Origin of the sequence: Bacillus proteolyticus (assembly GCF_001884065.1) — a bacterium.
Taxonomy (GTDB): Bacteria; Bacillota; Bacilli; order Bacillales; family Bacillaceae_G; genus Bacillus_A; species Bacillus_A proteolyticus.
In genome coordinates this window covers 57,283-80,254 of record NZ_MACH01000072.1, presented here as the reverse complement: position 1 = coordinate 80,254, position 22,972 = coordinate 57,283, and the positions used below count along the sequence as shown (strand labels likewise).

Annotated in this window: 24 protein-coding genes; 10 read left to right on the top strand and 14 right to left on the bottom strand. The window is 36.1% G+C overall.

The annotated features are described in order from the left end of the window. Window positions 1–324 precede the first annotated feature (324 nt). Complete coding sequence (locus tag BAQ49_RS11405; protein ID WP_071745404.1) at window positions 325–681, top strand: YgzB family protein; 357 nt, start codon at window positions 325–327, stop codon at window positions 679–681. Between the two features lie 201 nt (window positions 682–882). Here the strand turns inward: BAQ49_RS11405 and perR are convergent, their stop codons facing one another. The 6 genes from perR to BAQ49_RS11375 form a co-directional block, all read right to left on the bottom strand. Beyond that, entirely contained in the window at window positions 883–1,311 is a 429-nt protein-coding gene (gene perR / locus BAQ49_RS11400; protein WP_000237831.1) for a peroxide-responsive transcriptional repressor PerR, read from the bottom strand. A 297-nt stretch (window positions 1,312–1,608) separates the two neighbouring features. After that, the gene (gene bcp, locus BAQ49_RS11395) at window positions 1,609–2,064 is read right to left on the bottom strand and encodes a thioredoxin-dependent thiol peroxidase (protein ID WP_000633720.1); all 456 of its coding nucleotides are present in this window, start codon (window positions 2,062–2,064) and stop codon (window positions 1,609–1,611) included. A 44-nt stretch (window positions 2,065–2,108) separates the two neighbouring features. Then, window positions 2,109–2,513: a potassium channel family protein gene (locus BAQ49_RS11390; RefSeq protein WP_071745403.1), complete on the bottom strand. Its 405-nt coding sequence runs from the start codon at window positions 2,511–2,513 to the stop codon at window positions 2,109–2,111. 72 nt (window positions 2,514–2,585) lie between these two features. Continuing rightward, window positions 2,586–3,371: an ABC transporter permease gene (locus BAQ49_RS11385; protein WP_071745402.1), complete on the bottom strand. Its 786-nt coding sequence runs from the start codon at window positions 3,369–3,371 to the stop codon at window positions 2,586–2,588. 4 nt (window positions 3,372–3,375) lie between these two features. Next, the gene (locus BAQ49_RS11380) at window positions 3,376–4,167 is read right to left on the bottom strand and encodes an ABC transporter permease (protein WP_071745401.1); all 792 of its coding nucleotides are present in this window, start codon (window positions 4,165–4,167) and stop codon (window positions 3,376–3,378) included. Then, a complete protein-coding gene (locus BAQ49_RS11375; RefSeq protein WP_071745400.1) occupies window positions 4,160–5,173 on the bottom strand; it encodes an ABC transporter ATP-binding protein in 1,014 nt (337 codons plus the stop codon). Before BAQ49_RS11375 ends, BAQ49_RS11380 begins: the two co-directional genes overlap by 8 nt. A gap of 121 nt (window positions 5,174–5,294) precedes the next feature. Between BAQ49_RS11375 and hemL the strand changes: the two genes are divergently transcribed. The 3 genes from hemL to BAQ49_RS11360 all read left to right on the top strand — a co-directional run bounded on the left by hemL (window position 5,295) and on the right by BAQ49_RS11360 (window position 12,668). Beyond that, entirely contained in the window at window positions 5,295–6,599 is a 1,305-nt protein-coding gene (gene hemL, locus BAQ49_RS11370; RefSeq protein WP_083595974.1) for a glutamate-1-semialdehyde-2,1-aminomutase, read from the top strand. Window positions 6,600–6,797: 198 nt separating this feature from the next. Next, window positions 6,798–11,234 (top strand): glutamate synthase-related protein, encoded by a 4,437-nt coding sequence (locus tag BAQ49_RS11365; RefSeq protein WP_071745398.1) that lies wholly within the window; start codon window positions 6,798–6,800, stop codon window positions 11,232–11,234. Between the two features lie 345 nt (window positions 11,235–11,579). Next, window positions 11,580–12,668: an aromatic acid exporter family protein gene (locus tag BAQ49_RS11360; protein ID WP_071745397.1), complete on the top strand. Its 1,089-nt coding sequence runs from the start codon at window positions 11,580–11,582 to the stop codon at window positions 12,666–12,668. A 13-nt stretch (window positions 12,669–12,681) separates the two neighbouring features. Here the strand turns inward: BAQ49_RS11360 and BAQ49_RS11355 are convergent, their stop codons facing one another. The 4 genes from BAQ49_RS11355 to BAQ49_RS11340 all read right to left on the bottom strand — a co-directional run bounded on the left by BAQ49_RS11355 (window position 12,682) and on the right by BAQ49_RS11340 (window position 16,069). Further along, window positions 12,682–14,442, bottom strand: coding sequence for an ABC transporter ATP-binding protein (locus tag BAQ49_RS11355; protein WP_071745396.1), 1,761 nt, complete (start codon window positions 14,440–14,442; stop codon window positions 12,682–12,684). A 54-nt stretch (window positions 14,443–14,496) separates the two neighbouring features. Continuing rightward, entirely contained in the window at window positions 14,497–15,027 is a 531-nt protein-coding gene (ntdP, locus tag BAQ49_RS11350) for a nucleoside tri-diphosphate phosphatase (RefSeq protein WP_000506627.1), read from the bottom strand. Window positions 15,028–15,346: 319 nt separating this feature from the next. Beyond that, complete coding sequence (locus BAQ49_RS11345; RefSeq protein WP_071745395.1) at window positions 15,347–15,601, bottom strand: YgaB family protein; 255 nt, start codon at window positions 15,599–15,601, stop codon at window positions 15,347–15,349. Between the two features lie 186 nt (window positions 15,602–15,787). Further along, the gene (locus BAQ49_RS11340) at window positions 15,788–16,069 is read right to left on the bottom strand and encodes a gamma-type small acid-soluble spore protein (RefSeq protein ID WP_000039043.1); all 282 of its coding nucleotides are present in this window, start codon (window positions 16,067–16,069) and stop codon (window positions 15,788–15,790) included. Between the two features lie 125 nt (window positions 16,070–16,194). Here BAQ49_RS11340 and BAQ49_RS32890 point away from each other — a divergent pair, with 125 nt between their 5' ends. Continuing rightward, entirely contained in the window at window positions 16,195–16,371 is a 177-nt protein-coding gene (locus tag BAQ49_RS32890) for a mother cell protein YfhS (RefSeq protein WP_002094743.1), read from the top strand. Window positions 16,372–16,453: 82 nt separating this feature from the next. On the opposite strand, the gene mutY is transcribed toward BAQ49_RS32890, so the two are convergent. Then, window positions 16,454–17,551 (bottom strand): A/G-specific adenine glycosylase, encoded by a 1,098-nt coding sequence (gene mutY, locus BAQ49_RS11335; protein WP_071745394.1) that lies wholly within the window; start codon window positions 17,549–17,551, stop codon window positions 16,454–16,456. A 149-nt stretch (window positions 17,552–17,700) separates the two neighbouring features. On the opposite strand from mutY, the gene BAQ49_RS11330 reads away from it, so the two are divergent. After that, on the top strand, window positions 17,701–18,681 hold the full coding sequence (locus BAQ49_RS11330) for a metal-dependent hydrolase (RefSeq protein WP_071745393.1): 981 nt from the start codon (window positions 17,701–17,703) through the stop codon (window positions 18,679–18,681). A gap of 25 nt (window positions 18,682–18,706) precedes the next feature. Here BAQ49_RS11330 and BAQ49_RS11325 read toward each other — a convergent pair whose 3' ends face one another. Beyond that, window positions 18,707–18,973 (bottom strand): YfhJ family protein, encoded by a 267-nt coding sequence (locus tag BAQ49_RS11325; RefSeq protein WP_000998161.1) that lies wholly within the window; start codon window positions 18,971–18,973, stop codon window positions 18,707–18,709. 122 nt (window positions 18,974–19,095) lie between these two features. On the opposite strand from BAQ49_RS11325, the gene BAQ49_RS11320 reads away from it, so the two are divergent. Both BAQ49_RS11320 and BAQ49_RS11315 read left to right on the top strand, forming a co-directional pair. Continuing rightward, window positions 19,096–19,254 carry a small, acid-soluble spore protein K gene (locus tag BAQ49_RS11320; protein WP_000517891.1) on the top strand — a complete coding sequence of 53 codons (159 nt, stop codon included), beginning with the start codon at window positions 19,096–19,098 and terminating at the stop codon, window positions 19,252–19,254. 46 nt (window positions 19,255–19,300) lie between these two features. Further along, window positions 19,301–19,453 (top strand): YpzG family protein, encoded by a 153-nt coding sequence (locus tag BAQ49_RS11315; RefSeq protein ID WP_000122093.1) that lies wholly within the window; start codon window positions 19,301–19,303, stop codon window positions 19,451–19,453. A gap of 64 nt (window positions 19,454–19,517) precedes the next feature. On the opposite strand, the gene BAQ49_RS11310 is transcribed toward BAQ49_RS11315, so the two are convergent. After that, a complete protein-coding gene (locus BAQ49_RS11310; RefSeq protein WP_071745392.1) occupies window positions 19,518–19,835 on the bottom strand; it encodes a YfhH family protein in 318 nt (105 codons plus the stop codon). Between the two features lie 13 nt (window positions 19,836–19,848). After that, window positions 19,849–20,661: a recombination regulator RecX gene (gene recX / locus BAQ49_RS11305; RefSeq protein ID WP_071745391.1), complete on the bottom strand. Its 813-nt coding sequence runs from the start codon at window positions 20,659–20,661 to the stop codon at window positions 19,849–19,851. Between the two features lie 81 nt (window positions 20,662–20,742). Here recX and BAQ49_RS11300 point away from each other — a divergent pair, with 81 nt between their 5' ends. Both BAQ49_RS11300 and BAQ49_RS11295 read left to right on the top strand, forming a co-directional pair. Further along, window positions 20,743–21,648, top strand: coding sequence for a TIGR01777 family oxidoreductase (locus BAQ49_RS11300; RefSeq protein WP_071745390.1), 906 nt, complete (start codon window positions 20,743–20,745; stop codon window positions 21,646–21,648). A 120-nt stretch (window positions 21,649–21,768) separates the two neighbouring features. Next, window positions 21,769–22,899 (top strand): amidohydrolase, encoded by a 1,131-nt coding sequence (locus tag BAQ49_RS11295; RefSeq protein WP_000698292.1) that lies wholly within the window; start codon window positions 21,769–21,771, stop codon window positions 22,897–22,899. Window positions 22,900–22,972: the final 73 nt, after the last annotated feature.

Sequence of the window (22,972 nt, the reverse complement as noted above, 5' to 3'; positions counted from 1 at the left end):
TTGCGACTTCCTTATGTTAACATCTTCGTTTTTCGATGTCAACTAAGTTTTTCAATTTCTTTTTTGTCGTTTGTTGCGTTTCCGCATCAGCGACGTTTATTAATATATCATGCAGTATATACAGGGTCAATACTTTTCCAAAAAAAATTTCACATCCCGTTAAAAACTTTAAAAACACTTGAACGATAGCATCCTATCTCCCCATGTATTCTTTATACATGGCTATACTCCTTCTTATTTTACACCTTATCATTTCACTAGGTTTATACGAGAATGAAAATTCTGATTTTTGTGTTATATTATTATTATAGGAGCGTGGTGAGAATGGGCATTAAATATTCGAACAAAATCAATAAAATTCGGACCTTTGCATTAAGTCTAGTATTTATCGGTCTCTTCATTGCATACTTAGGAGTTTTTTTCCGTGACAACATTATTATTATGACAACATTTATGATGGTTGGCTTTTTAGCTGTTATCGCTAGTACTGTCGTTTACTTTTGGATTGGTATGTTATCCACTAAAACTGTACAAATTATTTGTCCAAGCTGTGATAAGCCAACAAAAATGCTCGGTCGTGTCGATGCATGTATGCATTGCAACCAACCTTTAACAATGGATCGAAATCTAGAAGGAAAAGAATTTGATGAGAAATATAATAAGAAGAGCTACAAATCATAGGTATACATGGGTACAATGCACCCTTACAAAACTAGACATTAGAAGGTGATTTCTTAACCAAGAAATCACCTTTTGTATTTATCTTTAATTAAATTAGGTTGTGTACTGAACATTTTAAACCCTTCTGAACCTAACGCAATTCCCCTATATAATAAAGAAAGAGGCTGACGTAAAGCCGTCAGCCTCTTTCTTTATTATATATTACGCCTTATGACACTCTGGACAAACGCCATAAATTTCTAAGCGATGACTATTAATAACGAAGCCTGTCGTTTTCGCAGCTTCCTCTTCAAGCTGTTCCAAACCTCCATAAGGAAAATCAACAATCTTACCACATTTTTCGCAAATCACATGATAATGTTGACTTGTAACATAATCAAATCTACTTGAAGCGTCTCCATAAGTTAATTCCTTTACAAGTCCAACTTCTTTAAATACACGTAAGTTATTATAAACAGTTGCAACACTCATATTTGGAAACTTACCTTCTAATGCTTTATAAATGTCATCCGCTGTTGGGTGCGTCATAGATTCCACAAGGTACTCTAAAATAGCATGACGCTGTGGAGTAATGCGTACACCCGTATTTTTCAGCATTTCTAGCGCTTCTTTTAATTCTTCTTTGACCACCGTCATGCACCCCGATTCTATACGGATTATTATTTTATAATTCTTATAAAGAGTGTACTCCTTTTCTTATAAATCGTCAATATTTCTACTATAAGTATGTGGTTTATTTTTGTATATAGCCTTATTCTTATGTATCTTCCCCCATTTTCTATACATTTACATAGAAAAAAGTGCGACATAATCGCACTTGGAATACTATCATCTGAGGAGGTATGCCCTACACTTCACTTTATGTAAGACGATAAAATATGTATAGACACTCGCCTTACTTCTATATATTTTATCTCCCCAATGGATTTACTTTATATAAGAAAGAACATCTTCAATATGTCCCTTCACTTTCACTTTACGCCACTCTTTTACAAGCTCACCGTCTTTATTAATAAGGAATGTAGAACGCTCGATTCCCATGTACTCTTTTCCAAAGTTCTTTTTCAATTTCCAAACATCGTACAATTCCGCTACCTTATGATCTTCATCTACTAAAAGTACAAATGGAAGTTCATGCTTCTCAATGAATTTCAGATGTCTGTTCGCTGAATCAGGACTTACACCAAGAATAACTGTATCTTTCTCTTGAAATAATCCATATGCATCTCGAAAATCACATGCTTCAGTTGTACACCCTGGAGTCATATCTTTCGGATAAAAATATAGAACTACGTTTTTACCACGAAAATCAGCTAAGCGAACTTGTTCCCCGTTACTTCCCTCTAATGTAAATTCTGGAGCCATTTCTCCTACTGTGATCATTGTTATCACTCCTATTCTTTTCTTTTACTATATCAAATGCGATCTTATTTTTCATTGTCTATTACAGACCTCATTACAAAAGCAAACGGTAGTGTATATCCAATTAGCGCTTCTGCAATCGCAATCCATCTCCCTATTCCAATCGGAGCTATATCACCGTACCCAACGGACAATAAAGTAACTGCGCTAAAATATAAGCAAATTTCTACAAGTTGAAAAGATTGAGCATGCAAGCTTTCTCCATCTTCTTTTAAAACTGCAAAGCCCATTTCTTCTAATACAACATAACTTAACCCAAACGCAATCAATACCGTTGTATAAATTAAAAATAAGGAGGCTAAATTATAAAACGAAAAGAAACGCCTAGAATCTGAATATGAACTCCATAACAATTGGACACTTCTCAAAATAGCAATTGCTGCAACTAATAGAATAAATCCCCATAACATGTCCTCCACCTCATTTTATATGTATGAGACAGCCATTGGATTTATCCCTTAGAAACAAACAAGCTTCTATAATTAATTCCCAGCACCCCGGTACCTTTTTACCCCTTGATTCCAAAGAGTTATTGCAATCGTAAAACAGATAATACCAACGAATGGTGTTGCAAACGCATAGCTATTCCACTCTGTTTTTCTTAAAAAGTATGCTGCTGGATATACCCCCACAAATGCAAACGGTAAAACAAACGTTAAAATAAAGCGAATAACACGGTTATAAATATCAACAGGATAGCGTCCATAATTCCCTATGTTATACATAAGCGGCATAATCGAACTTTTCGCATCCGACCAAAACCCAAGGCTTGCAAGCGTAACAAATATCCCGCCATACACAAGCGCCCCTCCCCCTACCATTAGTAGGAATAAGAAGAAATCATACCAGTAAAAAGATAACTGTAATTCTACTGCTGCATATCCCATTACAATAATTCCTGTAATCGCTCCAATTAAAGATTCAAGTTCCATTCTTTCTAATATAATTTGAAACAAACTATGAATCGGTCTCGTTAATATACGGTCCATTTCTCCTTTAATAATGTAACGATCATTAAAGTCCCATATGTTAAAGAAAGCTGAGAAAATGGCAAACGGTACTAAAAAGAAACCATAAATAAAGATAACTTCTTCTCTACTCCAGCCTTTTAATGCTTGCGTATGTCCAAACACAACGAGAATAAAGATTAAATTAACAGCCTGCAGTGATAAATCAGAAAGTAATCCAACGATAAAATCGCCCCGATACTCCAATTTTGTTTTTATATATTGGCTTGCATATTGCAAAAATAGGTTTATATATATCATCTCATCATCCCCCTTGTACAATTAGACGTTTTCTCGCCGTTCTCCACATGAGTACAATTGGAATAATAAGTACAATTGCCCAAATTACTTGGAATAATAATGCCTCATACAATTTACTTCCTTGTATACCTTCTGAAAAAATCATACTCGGAATATAACTAATGGCCTGAAACGGTAAAAATACCATTGCTTTTTGGGCCCATAACGGATAAAAACTAATCGGTAATAATAAACCAGAAAATAAATCGATAACAACACGTTTCGCATACATAATTCCACTATTATTAAATAAGAAGAATGTGAGCATTCCGGTCATTAAATTTATTTGTGTATTAATGATAAAACTAAATATTAAAGATAAGAAGAAAAATAACCACGTTTGAAAATCCGTTGTAATTTGCAATGAAAATAATAAGGTAACGATAACCATACCTGGAATTGAAAAGAATGCAAAACGAAATATCCCTTCACCGAGACCTTGCATCACTTTCATCCCTAAATAGTTATATGGACGAATCAGTTCTACCGCTACACGTCCTTCTTGAATTTCCATCGCAATTTCTCTATCTATATTATTGAAATAAAAAGCACGTGCCATCCATGCGATCGCAATATACGTAGTCATTTGCGAAATAGATAAACTTTCAATATTCTCTTTTCCACTATAAATTGCTTGCCATAAAAAATAATACGCACCGATATTAATTGTATAAATTAAAATCCCGCTGTAATAATTTGTACGATAAGCAAGCATCATTAAAAAGCGAATACGAATCATTTCAATATACTTACCCATGCTTAATACCTTCTTCATAAATGTTACGAATAATTTCCTCTGTAGACACTTCGTTAATTTTTAAATCTTTAATTTGAAAAGCTTGTACTACTTTAGAAATAAGCATTGAAATAATAATTTCTTCATTCGGGATTTTAGCAACCCACGCATTTTCCTCTTTCGCTTTTGACCAAACGACATGACTATCTGGCATAACCATTGATAAAGCCTGATAGGAAACTGGTGCAATAAATTGAAAATGTATTTCCTTCTCTGCTCCCCACTGCGCACGAAGATTATTTAAAGAACCGTCATACATAATGTTTCCTTCATCAAGCATGATGACACGTTCACATAAAGCTTCAATATCAGTAATATCATGTGTTGTTAATAAAATTGTTGTTTTATAACGTTCATTCATCTCTTTTAAAAATTCTCGTATTTTCAGTTTCACAAGAACATCAAGTCCAATTGTTGGCTCATCTAAAAATAATAATGGCGGATTATGAATTAACGCTGCTGCCAATTCACAACGCATTCTTTGACCAAGAGATAATTTCCGCACCGGTTTATCCAATAAAGGACCGATATCTAACGTTTCAATTACGTGCTCCATATGTTCCTTATATTGAGCATCCGATACACCATACACTTTTTTGAGTAAACGAAACGATTCTTGTACCGCAATGTCCCACCATAACTGCGAGCGTTGACCAAACACAACACCAATTGTTCTTACAAAGTCTTCTCTTTGTTTATGTGGATTCATTCCATTTACTGTAATCTGCCCTGATGTCGGAGTCAAAATCCCCGTAAGCATTTTAATTGTTGTTGATTTACCAGCACCATTTTCACCGATATAACCAACCATTTCACCTTGTTTTACAGTAAAAGACACATCATTTACTGCTGGTACTATTTTATAATTACGATTTAATAAATCGCGAAATGCACCCTTTAAACCCGGACGACTTGAATAGGCTGTAAACTCTTTACGTAACCCTTGTACCTCAATTACCGATTTCATAATCGGACCCCCTTCCTAAATGTCACAACGAATAGTTTACCCAACTGCCTTCTCTATCACAAACAATACGTCTTTTCGAAAAACATGTTAGAATAATACATAGATTTTTGTAAGGAGATGAATGGTAGTGAAATTCACAAAATCAGAAGCATTACATAAAGAAGCTTTAGAACATATCGTTGGCGGTGTTAATAGTCCTTCCCGTTCTTTTAAAGCAGTTGGCGGCGGCGCTCCTGTTGCAATGGAACGCGGGAAAGGCGCTTATTTCTGGGATGTAGACGGAAATAAATATATCGATTATTTAGCTGCATACGGTCCTATTATTACTGGACATGCTCACCCGCATATAACAAAAGCGATTACAACAGCCGCTGAAAATGGTGTACTGTACGGAACACCAACAGCACTAGAAGTAAAATTCGCAAAAATGTTAAAAGAAGCAATGCCTGCATTAGATAAAGTCCGCTTCGTGAACTCTGGTACAGAATCAGTAATGACAACTATTCGTGTTGCTCGCGCTTACACTGGCCGCACAAAAATTATGAAATTTGCTGGTTGTTACCACGGCCATTCTGATTTAGTACTTGTAGCAGCTGGATCTGGTCCTTCTACTCTCGGAACTCCTGACTCAGCTGGCGTACCACAAAGTATCGCTCAAGAAGTTATTACTGTTCCTTTTAATAATGTAGAAACTTTAAAAGAGGCATTAGATAAATGGGGTCACGAAGTAGCGGCGATTCTTGTAGAACCGATTGTTGGAAATTTCGGTATTGTAGAGCCAAAACCAGGATTCCTTGAAAAAGTAAACGAACTTGTTCACGAAGCTGGCGCATTAGTAATTTATGATGAAGTTATTACTGCTTTCCGCTTTATGTACGGTGGTGCTCAAGACTTACTTGGTGTAACACCAGATTTAACAGCACTTGGTAAAGTTATCGGCGGCGGCCTTCCAATTGGCGCTTACGGTGGTAAGAAAGAAATTATGGAACAAGTTGCTCCGCTCGGCCCTGCATACCAAGCTGGTACAATGGCAGGAAACCCTGCTTCTATGGCATCAGGTATTGCATGCCTTGAAGTACTTCAACAAGAAGGTCTTTATGAGAAATTAGATGAACTTGGCGCAATGCTTGAAAAAGGAATTTTAGAGCAAGCGGCAAAACATAACATCGATATTACAGTAAACCGTCTAAAAGGTGCATTAACTGTATACTTCACGACAAATACAATTGAAGATTACGATGCAGCCAAAAATACAGATGGGGAAATGTTCGGTAGATTCTTCAAGCTAATGCTTCAAGAAGGTATTAATTTAGCACCTTCTAAGTACGAAGCATGGTTCTTAACGACAGAACATACAAAAGAAGATATCGAATATACAATTGAAGCTGTTGGAAGAGCATTTGCTGCTTTAGCAGACAATAAATAATACTGTCATTACAAGGAAAAAAGAAAGCTCACCTTTCTTTTTTCCTTTTTTCTATTTCATAAATCCCGCATTAATAGTATAATTATTCATAATTATCTGTTTTATATTCTTTTAGATCGTTATTATCTCTGTGTACAAGGTGATTTACACCTTAAATAGTAAGATTATTCATTCTTTTACAAGAGGGGGGATTGACGGATGCTCAATAAAAAAAATACATGGACACCGTCTTTATTTCGAGATTATAGAAATGCAGAACATGATGCGTGTGGAATCGTTTCCGTTATGGAAAAACGAAGAATTCCTACCAAAGAAAACATCGACCTTTGTATACAATCACTAGTCAAAATGAATCATAGAGCTGGTTTTATTAATGGCGAAGGGGATGGTATCGGAATTCATATCGACATACCAAAAGCACTTTGGAATGAAAAACTGAAAAGTAGCGGATATAATCCAACGATTGTGGATCATCCCCACTTTATCGTTGGACATTTTTTTCTAAACAAAAAAGAAAATATTGTTGATTTAAAAAATTACATTCGCACGCAATTAAACAACGAAAGCTTTACTATTGTTTTCGAAAGTGATGATGTAATAAATTCCGATGCACTCGGCCCACTTGGTAAACAGGAAGAACCTTTATTTTGGCAAGTTGCCCTTATCGCTGAAAATGGAGTTAAAAATATTGAGCAAACATTATTTGCTGTAACGATAAAAATAGAGGAAAATGAAGCGATTCACGTTGCTTCATTAAGTCGTGATCACGTTGTATATAAAGTTCTAGGTGCTGGAGATACACTTGTTGCCTATTACAACGATTTACAACACCCACTTATCGCTTCAACTATGACACTAGGACATAATCGCTATTCTACTAATACATTATCTAATTTTTTTCGTGTACAACCATTTAGCATTCTCGGACATAATGGTGAAATTAATACAATTGCCAAATTACGTGATCAAGCCGAAATGATTCATGTACCACTTACTGTCGGGGGAAGTGACTCCCAAGATTTAAACCGCACCTTAGAAACCCTTCTCGTTCAGTACAACTACAGCTTATTTGAAGCAATGGATATATTATTTCCACCAATTATTAATGAAATAAAACTTTACGAAACAAACTTACAAAACTTATACACTTATATACGTGAGGCTTGGGGGCATTTCGCCCAAGGTCCAGCTGGCATCATTTCACGTTATAAAGATGAAGCTGTTTTCAGTGTCGATTCTCTTGGATTGCGCCCAGTTTGGAAAGTAGAGACAGAGAGCTCCTATATTTTCTCTTCTGAACCTGGAGTTGTATCACCAACTGAGTATGTAGCAGAGCCGAAACCACTCGCGCCTGGAGAAAAAGTTGGACTAAAATGGAATGAACAAGATGAGCTTATTCTCTATGAATACGACAGTTATCAAATTGAAGTATATAACCGTTTTAAGAAACGAATCGATATTACCAATTATCATGTAAACTTATCTATCCCTGAAACGAAAGAAATCCAGGGGTTATGTGATTCTGTTCAAGTTGAAACGAAGCAATACGTTGCTTTCGGCTGGGATCGAGAACATATTCAACTCCTTGAACAGATGGCAACAAAAGGTGTCGAACCAATTCGTTCACTTGGGCATGACTCACCACTTGCCGCACTTGATACAGATAGACGAAATATTGCCGATTTCATTAAGGAAAGTGTAGCCGTTGTGACAAATCCAGCCATCGATCGTGATCGAGAAGTGGAACACTTCTCCACACGTACTGTACTCGGAGAACGTCCAAGTTTATTAGATAACTCTAAACAACCATTTGTAATCGAGATGCTTTCTCCAATTATTTTAGAAGGAAATTTAGCTCAGCCTATCGCGGCAGACTTACAGACGATTACGTACGAACAACTTATACAGCTATTCACCACTTATAGCTCTGTCTCTACAATTTCTGTTACATTTAGTCCATCAGAAAATTTACAAAGCGCGTTAAATCGAATTAGTTCCGAAGCGATAGCAGCCGTTAAAAATAGGGCTTCCCTACTATTATTAGATGACGCTAACTCTCATCAAAATGAACTATTATGGATTGATCCACATTTAGTTACCGCTAAAGTACATCAAGCATTAACTGAAAATAACTTACGCCGGAAATGCTCTCTCATTATACGTTCCGGTGCCCTTCGCTCCTTACACGATATCGTCACACTATATGGATTGGGGGCAGACGGTATTAATCCATATTTATTATTCGCAACTGTAAATGATGGAACAAAAGCACCAATTACTAATTTGTATACCGCACTTAATAAAGGCCTAGAGAAAGTAATTTCAACGATTGGAATTCATGAATTACGCGGTTACGGTCGCCTCTTCTCCTCTATTGGATTACATGAGGAAATCGCAAATACATTACAAATTACAAATTTCTTCGGTTCAAATGATTTAGCTTTTTCACTTGAAGCAATTGCTGAAGATGCAAAAATTCGTGCCATTGATTATAACAATCCACAAGTTAGAATGAGAAAATCATTTCATATATTCCCGCGGATTTGGAAAGCAATTGGTGATGTTGCCAAAGGAAACTCTTATGATGATTACCGCGAAAAGTTAAGTGAATTAGAAGAAAATAACTCTATCGCAATCAGGCACCTTATTCAAACAAAACAAACAAAACATGTAATTCCGACTGAAGAAGTGTCCATCGGCATACACAATCATGATTTACCATTTATTATTAGTTCCATGTCATTCGGTTCTCAAAATGAAATAGCCTTCCGTGCATATGCAGAAGCTGCTGATCAGCTAAATATGATTAGTTTGAACGGTGAAGGTGGCGAAATTAAAGATATGATTGGCAAATACCCAAATACACGCGGACAACAAGTTGCATCTGGTCGATTTGGAGTAAACGCTGAACTACTAAATTCATCAAATTTAATTGAAATAAAAATTGGTCAAGGAGCAAAGCCTGGTGAAGGTGGACATTTGCCTGGTTCAAAAGTAACTGCCAAAATCGCTGAAGCACGTAATGCTACAATTGGTTCGGATTTAATTTCACCTTCTAACAACCATGATATTTATTCAATTGAAGACTTAGCCCAAATGATTACAGAAATTAAAACGGCTAATCACCTTGCAAAAGTAGCTGTGAAGGTCCCTGTCGTTCCTAACATTGGAACAATTGCTGTCGGTATTGCAAAAGCTGGTGCTGATTTTATTAACATTAGCGGGTTTGATGGTGGAACAGGTGCTGCACGTATTCATGCATTGCAACATGTAGGTCTTCCTGTAGAAATCGGTGTTAAATCGGCACATAACGCTCTATTAGAAGCACATATGAGACATAAAGTAGAGATTTGGGCAGACGGTGGTATCCGAAGCGTAAATGATGCCTTAAAAATCATGCTCCTTGGAGCAAACCGGATTGGATTTGGTACATTATCAATGATTGCCATCGGCTGTACAACTTGCCGTGGTTGTCATCTCGATACGTGCCACGTCGGAATTGCAACACAAATTGAATCTGAAGCTCAAGCAAAAGAACATGGACTGCGCCGTTTCGTTCCACGTGAATTAGAAAGCGCAGTTGCCGGGTTATTAAACCTATTCACTACTTTCGGTACAGAACTAAAACGTTTAACAGGGCAGCTCGGTTACACAAACTTACAAGATATTGTCGGGCGATCAGATTTATTAGAACAAATTCGAGGCAAGAACTTATTAGACTTACGAAACTTAATACAAACGATAGAAGATTCATCCGTGAAAATAACGGAATCTGTACAAGAAAAACAATTTGAATCAACTAATTCTCTCCAGTCAAAAGAATTAGTAAGCGTCGGCGTAGAGCAACGTGTAATGGGCGGTCTAGAATCCTGTTATCGTGTTCGTAGTAAATTATATGAAAACACTCATCTTGAACCACTTACATTAAAGTATACAAACGGTTCTGTTCCTGGAAACGGATTAGGCGCGTACAATAGCGAGAACTTATTTATACACGTAAACGGCGGTGCGCAAGACGGCATTGGGAAAACTTCATTTGGTGGTGGCATTTATATAACGAAAGCAAAAGGAAAAGATGGAACATATTATAACGGTTCTGTCGGAAAAGGATTTGGATACGGCGCTCAAAAAGGTGCATTATACGTGCAAGGTAACGCTGATGCTCGTGCTGGTATTCGTCTTTCTGGGGCAGACATGATAATTGGAGGTAGAATTACAAAACCACTCCGTGAAAAAGAACAAGGGAATATAGGCGTATATTCCAATATAAAAGGGTTTGCTTTTGAATATATGACAAATGGTCGTGCTCTTGTTTTAGGAGATCCTGGCCCATGGATTTGTGCCGGCATGACTGGTGGTGTTGTTTATTTACGTCATGAGCCAAACTTAGGTTTAACAGAGCAAGCCTTAAAACAAAGAATCGCTAAAGGTGCAAATGTAACATTGCAGCCAATTAGCAAAAATGGTTTGCAAGATGTAAATGAATTATTATTAGACTACATTCGTGTATTAAATGAGCATGAACAATATGAAGAAGTCGCTTTATTAACACCATTATTAGATAATATCCAGCTTCACTTCTATGAAATTATCCCGAAAAAAGAACAGGCGGACCCATCTATCTCAACTGAATGATAAAGTGAAACTTTAATCAGTGGAGGGCCATCTCCCACTGATTATTAGCCTTCACCAATCGGGCATTAATGCGGGATATGTACAATATTTATTTTCATAAAAAAATTGACGAAGCAAGCATCGCATAGTAATCTATAATAACAATTTGAAACCTGCTGAATTTCAGCAGGTTTTTTTATTAAAGAATAGATGTTTAAAGAGAATTTGGAGAAATTATAAATTGATTGTAATTTATTTATTAAACTTTTTAACATCACTAAAATATCACTTGCTAACATATTGTAATGAATGTATAGTATCATGTTGTACATTCATTATGACAAGAGAAAGGATATCAATAAGGGTATGAAACTTGGTGCTCGCATTTTAAAAACGGGTATTGCCATTACATTAGCTTTATTTGCTTGTATTTTACTTCACTTACCGAGTCCGGTATTTGCGGGAATCTCAGCTATCTTCGCTGTTCAGCCGTCTGTATACCGTTCGTATTTAACGGCACTTGAACAAATTCAAGCAAACGTAATTGGTGCGGTATTCGCTATCGTATTTGCTACTGCTTTTGGACATAATCCTTTTATTATTGGATTAACATGTATATTAGTAATTGCTCTTACATTACAATTACGATTAGAAAACACAATATCAATCGCTCTAGTTACAGTTATCGCCATTATGGAGTATCAAGGCGAAGATTTCTTTAATTTTGCCTTACTTCGCTTTGCGACGATTATGATCGGAATTATTGCGGCTTCACTTGTAAATTTAGTATTTATGCCGCCAAAATACGAAACAAAGCTTTATCACCGTATCGTTGATAATACAGAAGAAATTGTGAAATGGATTCGAATGAACAGCAGGCAAGCTTCTGACTTTACAACGTTAAAAACTGATATTGATCGTATGAAAGAAAAAATGATCAAACTAAACCATTATTATTTGCTGTATAAAGAAGAAAGAAGCTACACGAAAAAGGTACAGTTCGCAAAAATTCGTAAGCTCGTTTTATTCAGACAAATGCTTGCAACAACAAGCCGTGCTTTAAGTACGCTAAAGTCATTACACCGTACTGAAAATGAACTGCGCTATATGCCAGAAGAGTTTCAGGAATCTATTCAAAACGAACTTGATTCATTAACGCATTACCATGAACAAGTTTTATTAAAATTTATTGGTAAAGCAAAAAAACAACAATCTGTTGAAATGCTTGATGAAGTTGAAACAGCTAAACAAGAATTAATTGATATCTTTATGGATTATCAAAACAAGGATGATGAGGAAGCATATAAAATATGGTTACACCTCTTCCCTCTTATTTCTTCAATTATTAACTATAGTGAAGAAGTAGAACATTTAGATTTACTTGTGGATAGCTTCTACACATACCATAAACCAGAAACCGAACTCAAAATCGACGATAAAAAAGAAGACGAATAAAAAACAGCTCCTTTTATGCTAAAGGAGCTGTTTCTGTTATATGTTGAAGCTGATATAAATTATAATAATATCCTCTTCTTTTCATTAACTCTTCATGAGAACCTGTTTCTTTAATTTCGCCATCTTCAATGTAAATAATTGTATCGACATGTGTAATCGTCGCTAATCGATGTGCAATTATAATCGTTGTCCGATCTGCCGCTAACGTTTGCAGTGCCTCTTGAATATATCGTTCATTTTCTAAATCTAAAGCGGAAGTTGCTTCATCTAATATAAGTACAGATGGATTCTTTAGAAAAACCCGCGCGATTGCTACACGTTGTCTTTGCCCACCCGATAATTTCACACCACGTTCCCCAACGACAGTATCGTAGCCCTCTGGCAACTCTGTAATAAAATTATGAATTTGTGCAGCTTTGGCAGCTGAAATCACTTCCGCCTCTGTAGCTTTCGGATTACCATATAAAATATTAGCCCCGATTGTATCGCTAAATAATAAATTATCTTGTAGCACAATTCCAATATGACTACGTAAATTTCTCATATTATACTTTCTTACATCTATCCCGTCTATATAAACTGCACCTTCAGAAACATCATAAAAACGTGGAATTAAACTAGCAAGAGATGACTTTCCTCCTCCACTTGCCCCTACAAGCGCAACCTTCTCTCCTGGTCGCATAATTAATGACAGATTATGCAATATTTCTTTTTCATCCGCATTATAACGAAAAGAAACATTATCAAATATAACTTCTCCATCTAACCTTTTCGTTTGCACCGCATTTGGTACATTAACAATATCGTATTTTTCATCTAACAGTTCAAATACTCGATCCATCGAGGCGAAAGATTGCGTTAATGTTGTAGATGAATTAACGAGGCGACGAAGCGGACTATATAAACTATCCATATATCCAACAAAGGCCACCATAGTCCCCAGTGTTAATGACCCTTGAATTACCTCATACGCCGCAAAACCAATAACGAGTAACGGCCCTAAATCCGTTAACGTATTCACTGCCGAAAACGTTCTCGCCGTCCAACTTGTATGCGCTAGTGCTTTCGTTAAAAATTCATTATTTCTCTTTTCAAACTGGCCCCTTTCATACTCTTCTAATGCAAAGCTACGTGTCACTTGCATCCCTTGAATACGTTCATGTAAATATCCTTGCATCGTTGCTAACGCTTGTGAACGTTCTTTCGTCAATTTTCGGAGACGTCCGAAAAAATATTTCACTGCAACAACATAAATAGGTAAAATCAATAAAGCAACAAACGTTAACTTTATATTCATAGAAAACATAACAATAATAGCAATCGCAATTGTTGCAGTATCTAACCAAACATTCATTAAACCGGTAATTACAAAATCCTTCGTTTGCTCTACATCATGGATTACACGTGAAATAAGCTCTCCTGTTTTTGTGTTCGAATAATAACGCAAGCTCAATTTTTGCAAGTGACCAAAAATATGTTTCCGCAAATCATATAGTATTGTATTGGCGATACGTTGCGCGAAATATTGACGATAATATTCAATCGGTGGCCTTAATACTGCAAAAATAAAAAAAGCTATCCCAATCGCCGTTATTAATTGGGACGTTTTATCTTGAAGTGAACCCCCGCCTTGAATTACATCGTCGATAATATACTTTAATAACCACGGCATAATAAGCGGGATACCGAACTTAACTAGACCGATAACAATTGTAATAGCAATAAGCCATCGATATGGTTTAACAAATTGTAAATATCTTTTTATACCTTGCACATAATCCCCCCTCTAATAGGACAAACCTGCCGGGAAATCCCCTGCAGGTTTGTTTTAATTTCTGTACATTAAATATCTTTCGTACCACATATCTACGAAATCCGGTGCAAATGGACCTTTTCTTTGATGAATCCACTGTGTTAAATGCGCTACATTTCGTTTTAAAATTGTATCAATAACAGGTGGATACTGCATGATTTGACTATGCTTTTCATACTCATCTTCATCTAAAAGTGTATATGTCATATCCGGATACACTTTAATGTCTAAGTCGTAATCAATATACTTTAATGCTTCAGAGTCATATGCAAAAGGAGAGCTTAAATTACAATAATAATATACTCCTTCTTCTCTCAGCATTCCAATCACATTAAACCAATAATTAGCATGGAAGTAACAAATCGCAGGTTCGCGAGTAATCCATGTTCGACCATCTGATTCCGTAACTACTGTACGATCATTTGCTCCGATCACAAGGCTCTGCGTCCCTTTTAAAATTGTTGTCTCTTCCCACATTCTATGAATGGAGCCATTATGTTTATAACTATGTATTTGTACCTTTTCTCCTTCTTTGGGAAATCCCATATATGCTCCCTTCTTTCAACCGCAAATGCTTTTCTTAAGTTGTCTTAGCTACCCCTTGAACTGCATTCACTTTTTTTCTATTATAACTTTTTTGTCAAAATTTTAAAACTAAAGCGATAGGACACTTGTTTTCATGAGGAATATAATGAAGTTTATATTATTGAATACCACATCACTAACCCTTTTAACGAAGGAACATTTCCTATGAATTAGCAATACGTATTTTAGAAGATCAAACGAAGATATAACAAAAAGAAAAGCCCCCTCACCTCTGTTTAAGAAAGGACTTTTCACCTAAAATCAACAACATATCTCACCCTTAATTTGAAATTGTTTTTTCGGTTTCAAAAGATTGAATCACATTATTCGTTTGCTGTTCAAATTTTTCATGTAAAAGTTTTAATGCTATTTCTGTTCTATATATTTCTTGACGGATAAAATGCAATTCTTTTTTATCGCACGTATCCCTTTCACTCATTTCAATTTGCTGATACTTCTCTAAATGCGATTGTAACTTTAAAAGCTCATCCATCGTTTCCAACTGCTCTCCTACCAACTTATCAAAATCGTTCATCACTTACCCCCTTTTAAATTCATTCGCCAGTTATAATTCCTATTACATATTTCTAATCGCGCACTTCTTTCTCCTTTGACTACATTTGTTGACTTATTAGAAGTTATGTCGTTCCCTTTATTTTCATTACAATGACCCGCACACATAGAAAACACTTCTCTCGAACGGAGAAGTGTTTTTCCATCATTACTGATTTGAGCTAGAAGATTGTGATTGTTTTGCAGCTGATTGTGCATTTTGTTTTTTCACTGCATGCACATCTGTTTCAGTTGCAAACTCTGTACCATAACTAGCATTTGCACTCTGAGCAGCAGAAGCTTGTGCTTTCTGTGCCTCTGATTGTGCGTTCGCTTGTTTTACTGCTTGTACATTCGTTTCAGTCGCAAACTCTGTACCATAGCTAGCATTTGTACTTTGAATGCTAGCACCAGAAGTTGCCTTATTATAACCTTGTTGTTTTTTACTCATCTTTCTCACCTCCACAATCAATAATGTAACCAATTCACTTAGAAGTTATCCTTAATTTTCTTTAAAAAAATTCACGCATATATCTCTTATCACTCATTCAAACTACATATGATGGAGGTGGGAATATGTATACTGGACGTGATATGACTGAGCTAACTATGATTTCCAAAAATGAATGGAACAAAGATGAATTGGCTCATTTTCATCATTCATTTCAGCAAATTATGCCTTATCTAAATGTAGAGGGACAAACGATTTATAAAGAAATTGTGAAAGAAATCGAGTCACGTGGCGGATTATAAAAGCATGGATTTTTAGCCTCGAAATACAAATTTCCCCCAATAAAAAAAACGTGTTCCAAAGTTCTAGAACACGTTTTTTCATTTATTGCATTGTAATTTTCTCCACACAATTTTCGTAAATTGTACGATGCGATTTCGAGAAAGGTAACTGTTCAAATGCTTCTTTCGATACAATTTTCAATGTATCTGTTTCCACAATATCACCGGTTACTTTTCCGTAAAATATAAATATATCCCAAGTACGATGTGTAAAAGTATGCTGTACATTCATGGCGTATTCATCAATGGAAACCGTGAGCTCAAATTTTTCTTTCATATAATCTGCAAGCTGCTCCTTCTGATTTCGGATCCCTTCGCCAAGTTCAACATTTGGAAATTCCCACATATTAGCCAACAACCCGGTATCCGGACGCTTATTAATTACGTAACGACCATCTTCAGTTTGAAGTACTCCTGCAACAAGCGGTACCATTGTAGGTGCTTTCGCTTTACTCTTTACTGGTAATTCTTTTTGAACACCCTCAGCGTATCCTCGGCAATGTTCACGTACAGGGCAAAGTAAACAAGATGGATTTTTCGGTATACAAATTAATGCTCCTAATTCCATCAAACCTTGATTAAAATAGGATGGATTTTTAGCTGAAATAATTTCACGCACAATCTCTTCAAACACTTTTCTCGTTTTTGGTTTTGCAATATCATCCCACACTGATAAAATACGAGATAATACGCGCATAACATTTCCATCAACCGCCGGCTCTGGTATACCGTATGCAATGCTTAAAATGGCACCTTTTGTATATGGTCCCACTCCTTTTAGTTTTTCGATTTTCTTTACATCGCTCGGTACTTCCCCGCCGTATACTTCTTTTACTTCCTTTACTGCTGCATGTAAATTTCGCGCTCTAGAATAATAACCTAAGCCTTCCCATGCTTTTAATACGTCTTCATCATCGGCATTTGCTAACGCTTCAAGCGTAGGAAACTTCCCCATAAAATTTGCGTAATATGGTTTTACAGCTTCCACCCTTGTTTGCTGTAACATAATTTCCGAAACCCAAACACGGTATGGATCTTTATTTTTTCGCCACGGTAAATCACGTTGTTCTTTTTCAAACCAACCAATTAAATCATTTTGAAATTGCTCTATGTTAAACTTATTTAATATTTCAAGTGTCAAACTTGATCCCCCTCATTTTTTTGCATATATGTACTATTATAAAGATTTTAGGAAAAAATTTAAGTAAGATGACATAGGAAATAGAAGGCAAAGGACTTGAGGTATCGAATAAAAAGAGTTACATTAATAAAAAACGGAGGTGGATTTCTATGGACACAGCCACTCACCTTGTTATGGGCGTTACTCTAGGCAGTTTGGCAACATTAGATCCAACCATAGCTCAAAGTGATGTTGGGCCACAAGCAGTGATGCTTGCAACAATTGCTGGTTCCAATATTCCTGATATCGATACAGTTTTAAAATTGCGTAATAACGCTAAATATATAAGAAATCATCGCGGGATTACTCATTCCATTCCTGCAGTAATTCTTTGGTCATTCCTTATAAGTGGCATCTCGTTCGCCTTCTTTTCAGACGCTCCATATCTGCATCTACTACTTTGGTCATTTATTGCCGTCTTTCTTCATGTCTTTGTGGATATTTTCAATGCCTATGGTACACAGGCATTAAGGCCCTTCACCAAAAAATGGGTAGCACTTGGCATAATTAATACGTTCGATACTGCCATTTTCTTTATCCATATACTTGCGATTGCTTGTATGCTTGTCGGATCACATAAAGGATATACTGCTTTAGCAGCGTATATATTAATGTTTGTTTACTACATCGGCCGCGTTATGATGCATCGAAATATTAAAAGTGTAGTATACAAACGTTTCAAAAATGTAGAGAAAGTAATTATTTCTCCTTCTTACAAATTTTATCATTATCATTTAGCCGTCGTTACAACGGAACATTACTACGTCGCAAGATGGCACCGCGGTAACATCCTTGTATACGATAAATTTGATCGCGTACCGTTCCCGAATACTGCCATTATGCAAGCTGCTGTGCGAGATGAAAATATATCTGCTTTCTTATCTTTTTCACCTGTATATCGCTGGGATATTTTCGATTATGATAACTATTATGAAGTTCGATTCATTGATTTGCGGTATCGAAGCAAAGATTATTATCCATTCGTCGCAATCGTTCAACTCGATCAAAATTTAAATATTATTAGTTCATATACTGGATGGATTTTCAGCGAAGAAAAACTTCGAAAGAAATTAGAATTGCTTCCACATTAAAAAAAGCGACTTAAGTCGCTTTTTTTTAATGTTTCAAATGATCTTCTTGATTGATTAAATGGCTATACTTTGGATTATTTGTACGCATTTCATGAAGGCGCGCTCCATGATTATTAATCCATGTTCGTACTACTTGCTCAGTCATTTCCTCACCTTGGTAACGACCTGATTTCGCATAAGTTGTTTGAAAATCTTCCCACAGTAATTCAACCCACGCACGAGCTTGTCCGTAAGAAAGCTTGTCATTCTTGTCTAATAATTCTTTCGTTAATGCTTCATAAATATCATTCATGTTCTAGTCTCCTTTTACCTATTTATCCCTTCATTTCTAAAGGATAGTTTCTTCTATTTTGCACATTCTATAAGTGATACTTCTTAAAGAGGTATCAACTGATGATGAGGAGGGCGTTCGCAATGGGTAAACAAGCCGAGTTTTGGTCTGAGTCAAAAAACAACAGCAAAATCGACGGTCAGCCGAAAGCGAAATCACGCTTCGCTTCGAAACGACCTAACGGCACAATTAACACGCACCCACAAGAACGTATGCGTGCTGCAAATCAGCAGGAAGAGTAGTACAGGTACAACCTAAAAAATTAACTTCCTACACGAGGTGATAAAGATGAGCTACCGTGATCGTTTAGATAGTCGTTCTGAATTATTTAACCATACGTGGACTCGTCCGAAACATGCGAAAGCGCAAGTTAACGGACAGACGCAACAGACCCAGTCTCTCATTATATTGGCCAATGAATGTAAAAAACGCCAATTTTAGAATCTCCTATCTCCTTTAACGCCTACCAAAGATGAAAACCAGAGAGATATTCGCTCTCTGGTTTTTATTTTTCTTGCAACAAGGAGATTGGTATCCCAATCTCTTCATTATCGTTTTGCTTATAACCCCAAGCAAATACCCCATTGAAGTACGTGATTTTAAATAATACACCAGGTTCTTCTACTAATTCATATGTCTCACCAATATGGAATTTGTTTATATCAGTCATGTAAGCACGGGCCATGGCCATCTTTCTCATTAACACATCGAATTCATTTACAATTCCAAGTTGCTCAGCCTTTACTGCTTGCTCCTTCAAAGCCCCAATTTCTTCTCTAAGCTCATGCGTTGTCATTTCACTGTAGCGTTTTGGCATATTCATTTTATTATTCCCCTCATCCCTCTTCACGTTTCATTTGTAAAAATATCTCTATCTCATCAATAGAGAATCCTTTTCGATATAACGCTTGTTTCATCTTATTTTCGAATGTCCATCCATCATACTTCTTATATTTCTCATAATATTTATTCCCATGATAGTGTAACGCTTCTTGTTGCTGTTCGTCATCTTTTTCGTCTTTCAATTCTTCTAGACAAATTTGAATCACATCTCTAGAATATCCTTTACGCACAAGCATTTCGTCTAACTTTAGCTTCATTTGTAAAAAGGAATGTTTTTGATAAGATCTTTTCTTCTTTTCTATAAGAACCAAAGCATTTTCAATTTGCTTCTCCTTTGGATACCCTTGTAAACTATGTGTAATGATTAGATCCTGAACACCTTTATTTAACAGCTCTCTCTTTATAACAGTTGGACCTTTTCGATTCACATTACTTTGCGTTCGCGTATATAAAATGGCATACTCTTTATCATTAATATATCGGTCATGTAATAATTTCGAAACGACTTCAGAGATGATGGCCTGTCCCACTTCTTTTTTTCGTAAAAAATCTTCTATTTCTTGTTTTGTTCTCATTTGATAGGATAAATAGGAGATTGCTTGTAAATATGCTTTTTGTACCTCTTCATTGTACAAAATATTTCCTAACGCTATTTCATCAATTTCTAAGCCTTTTTGTAATCCGTGTTTCATTAAGATTACTTGATCCACACTAAATCCGTACTCTTCACCTTGACCTTTATCAATATAAATATTAAATCGTTCTTTCGATCGTTTTTGCACTTCTATTTTTGTAATGACAGCCATACTCTCACCTCTCTACTATTTTAACATAGTCGAGGAACATTTTTGTTTTTCAAGAATATATATAATGAGGAGGAAATGATTGTGAAAATCGCAATTTCTGGTGGCTCTGGCTTTATCGGCAAATACCTTTCTAGTTTTTTTATTCAAAAAGGATATACTGTTTACATTCTCACTCGAAAAAAAACTACTAAAACTTCACACACTAACCTTCAATACGTACAATGGACACCGGATTTACAGACCTTTCCCCTCTCTTCTATCGATGTAGTTATTAATCTAGCTGGAGAGTCTATTAATAGTAGATGGACAAAGAAACAAAAAGCAGCAATTTTAAACAGTAGAATTCAAACAACAAAAGGACTCATTAAACAATTGCAAGCACTTGGTACAAAACCACACACATTTATTAACGCAAGCGCTATTGGATACTACGGAACATCTGAAACAGAGTCTTTTACCGAGCAGCAAGAAATTCCAGGAAATGACTTTTTAGCAGAAACAGTATTTTTATGGGAGCAAGAAGCATCTAAAGCATGTTCTCTTGGAATAAGAACAATCTACTCAAGATTCGGAGTCGTATTAGGTGCAGACGGAGGAGCTCTTCCAAAAATGCTACTTCCCTATCGATTCTATATGGGAGGTACAATTGGATCTGGAAACCAATGGTTATCATGGATTCATATAGACGATGTCGTTCGCATGATTGACTTCATCATACACAAAGAAGAAATTGATGGTCCTCTTAATATTACAGCCCCCCTACCTATAAGAATGAAGGAATTTGGAGAAACCATTGCAACTATAATGGGAAAGCCTCATTGGTTACCTGTCCCTTCATTTATGCTTCACGCTTTATTGGGTGAGATGAGTATACTTGTACTAGAAGGGCAACATGTATTACCTATTAAAGTAATTGAACATGGGTACCAATACACATTTCCGACAGTAAACCATGCATTACAAAATATACTTTCGCATACAATGTAGTACTTCTAAAACACAGTTTTACAAGGGGTCTAGGATCCAGAGCATTACTACACAAATAACCTTTCAGTTACTTTTTCTTAAATTCCATTAACATTGTAAAGTAACAGAAATGAGGTACCTATGAAAATATTGCTCAAACAAGCCATTGTGTACCCTATTACATCTCCAAAGTTCCAAGGTGATGTACTCGTTATAGGCGAACGAATTGCTGAGGTCAAACCTTCTATTCAGCCTACTCAAGATATGACCGTTATAGATGCGCGAGCTCTTCATCTCTTACCTGGATTTATTGATGTCCATACTCACCTTGGTCTCTATGATGAAGGCACTGGTTGGGCTGGAAATGATGCAAATGAAACCTCTGAAGTTTCAACACCGCATATCCGTTCTTTAGACGGAATCCATCCTTTTGATATTGCATTTCAGGATGCTGTACAAAATGGTATTACAACTGTTCATGTTATGCCTGGGAGTCAAAATATTATCGGGGGTACTACTTGTGTAATAAAAACTGCTGGAACTTGTATTGATCATATGATTATTCAAGAACCTGCTGGTTTAAAAATTGCCTTTGGAGAAAACCCTAAAAAAGTTCATAGTAACGGAACAAAAGAATCAATAACACGTATGGGTATTATGGGTTTACTTCGAGAATCATTCTACGAAGCACAACACTATGGACATGAAGCTGATTTTCGAATGCTTCCTATTTTAAAAGCACTTCGCCGGGAAATACCAGTACGTATCCACGCTCACCGCGCAGATGATATTACTTCTGCTCTACGCTTTGCAACAGAATTCAATCTTGATTTACGTCTTGAACATTGTACAGAAGGACACTTTATTGTTGAAGAGCTTTCGAAACACAATTTGAAGGTTTCAGTTGGCCCCACTCTTACACGCCGTTCTAAAATCGAACTAAAAAACAAAACATGGGATACTTACCATATATTATCAAAAAATGGAGTGGAAGTTTCTATAACAACAGATCATCCCTATACACCCATTCAATATTTAAATGTTTGTGCTGCTGTCGCAGTAAGGGAAGGATTAGACGAGAAAACTGCATTGGAAGGAATCACTATATTTCCAGCGCGAAATTTACGTTTAGAGGATAGAATTGGAAGCATTGAGGTTGGAAAAGACGCCGATCTCGTGTTATGGACACATCATCCTTTCCATTATTTAGCCAAGCCTGTACTAACTATGATTGATGGGAAAATAATTTACAAAAAAAATAAAAAAAACTAGTTTATTTTTTTGACTAGATAAAGTATTATACGATTATAAACTGAATGAAACCATAATCAATTTGTGTCGTGAT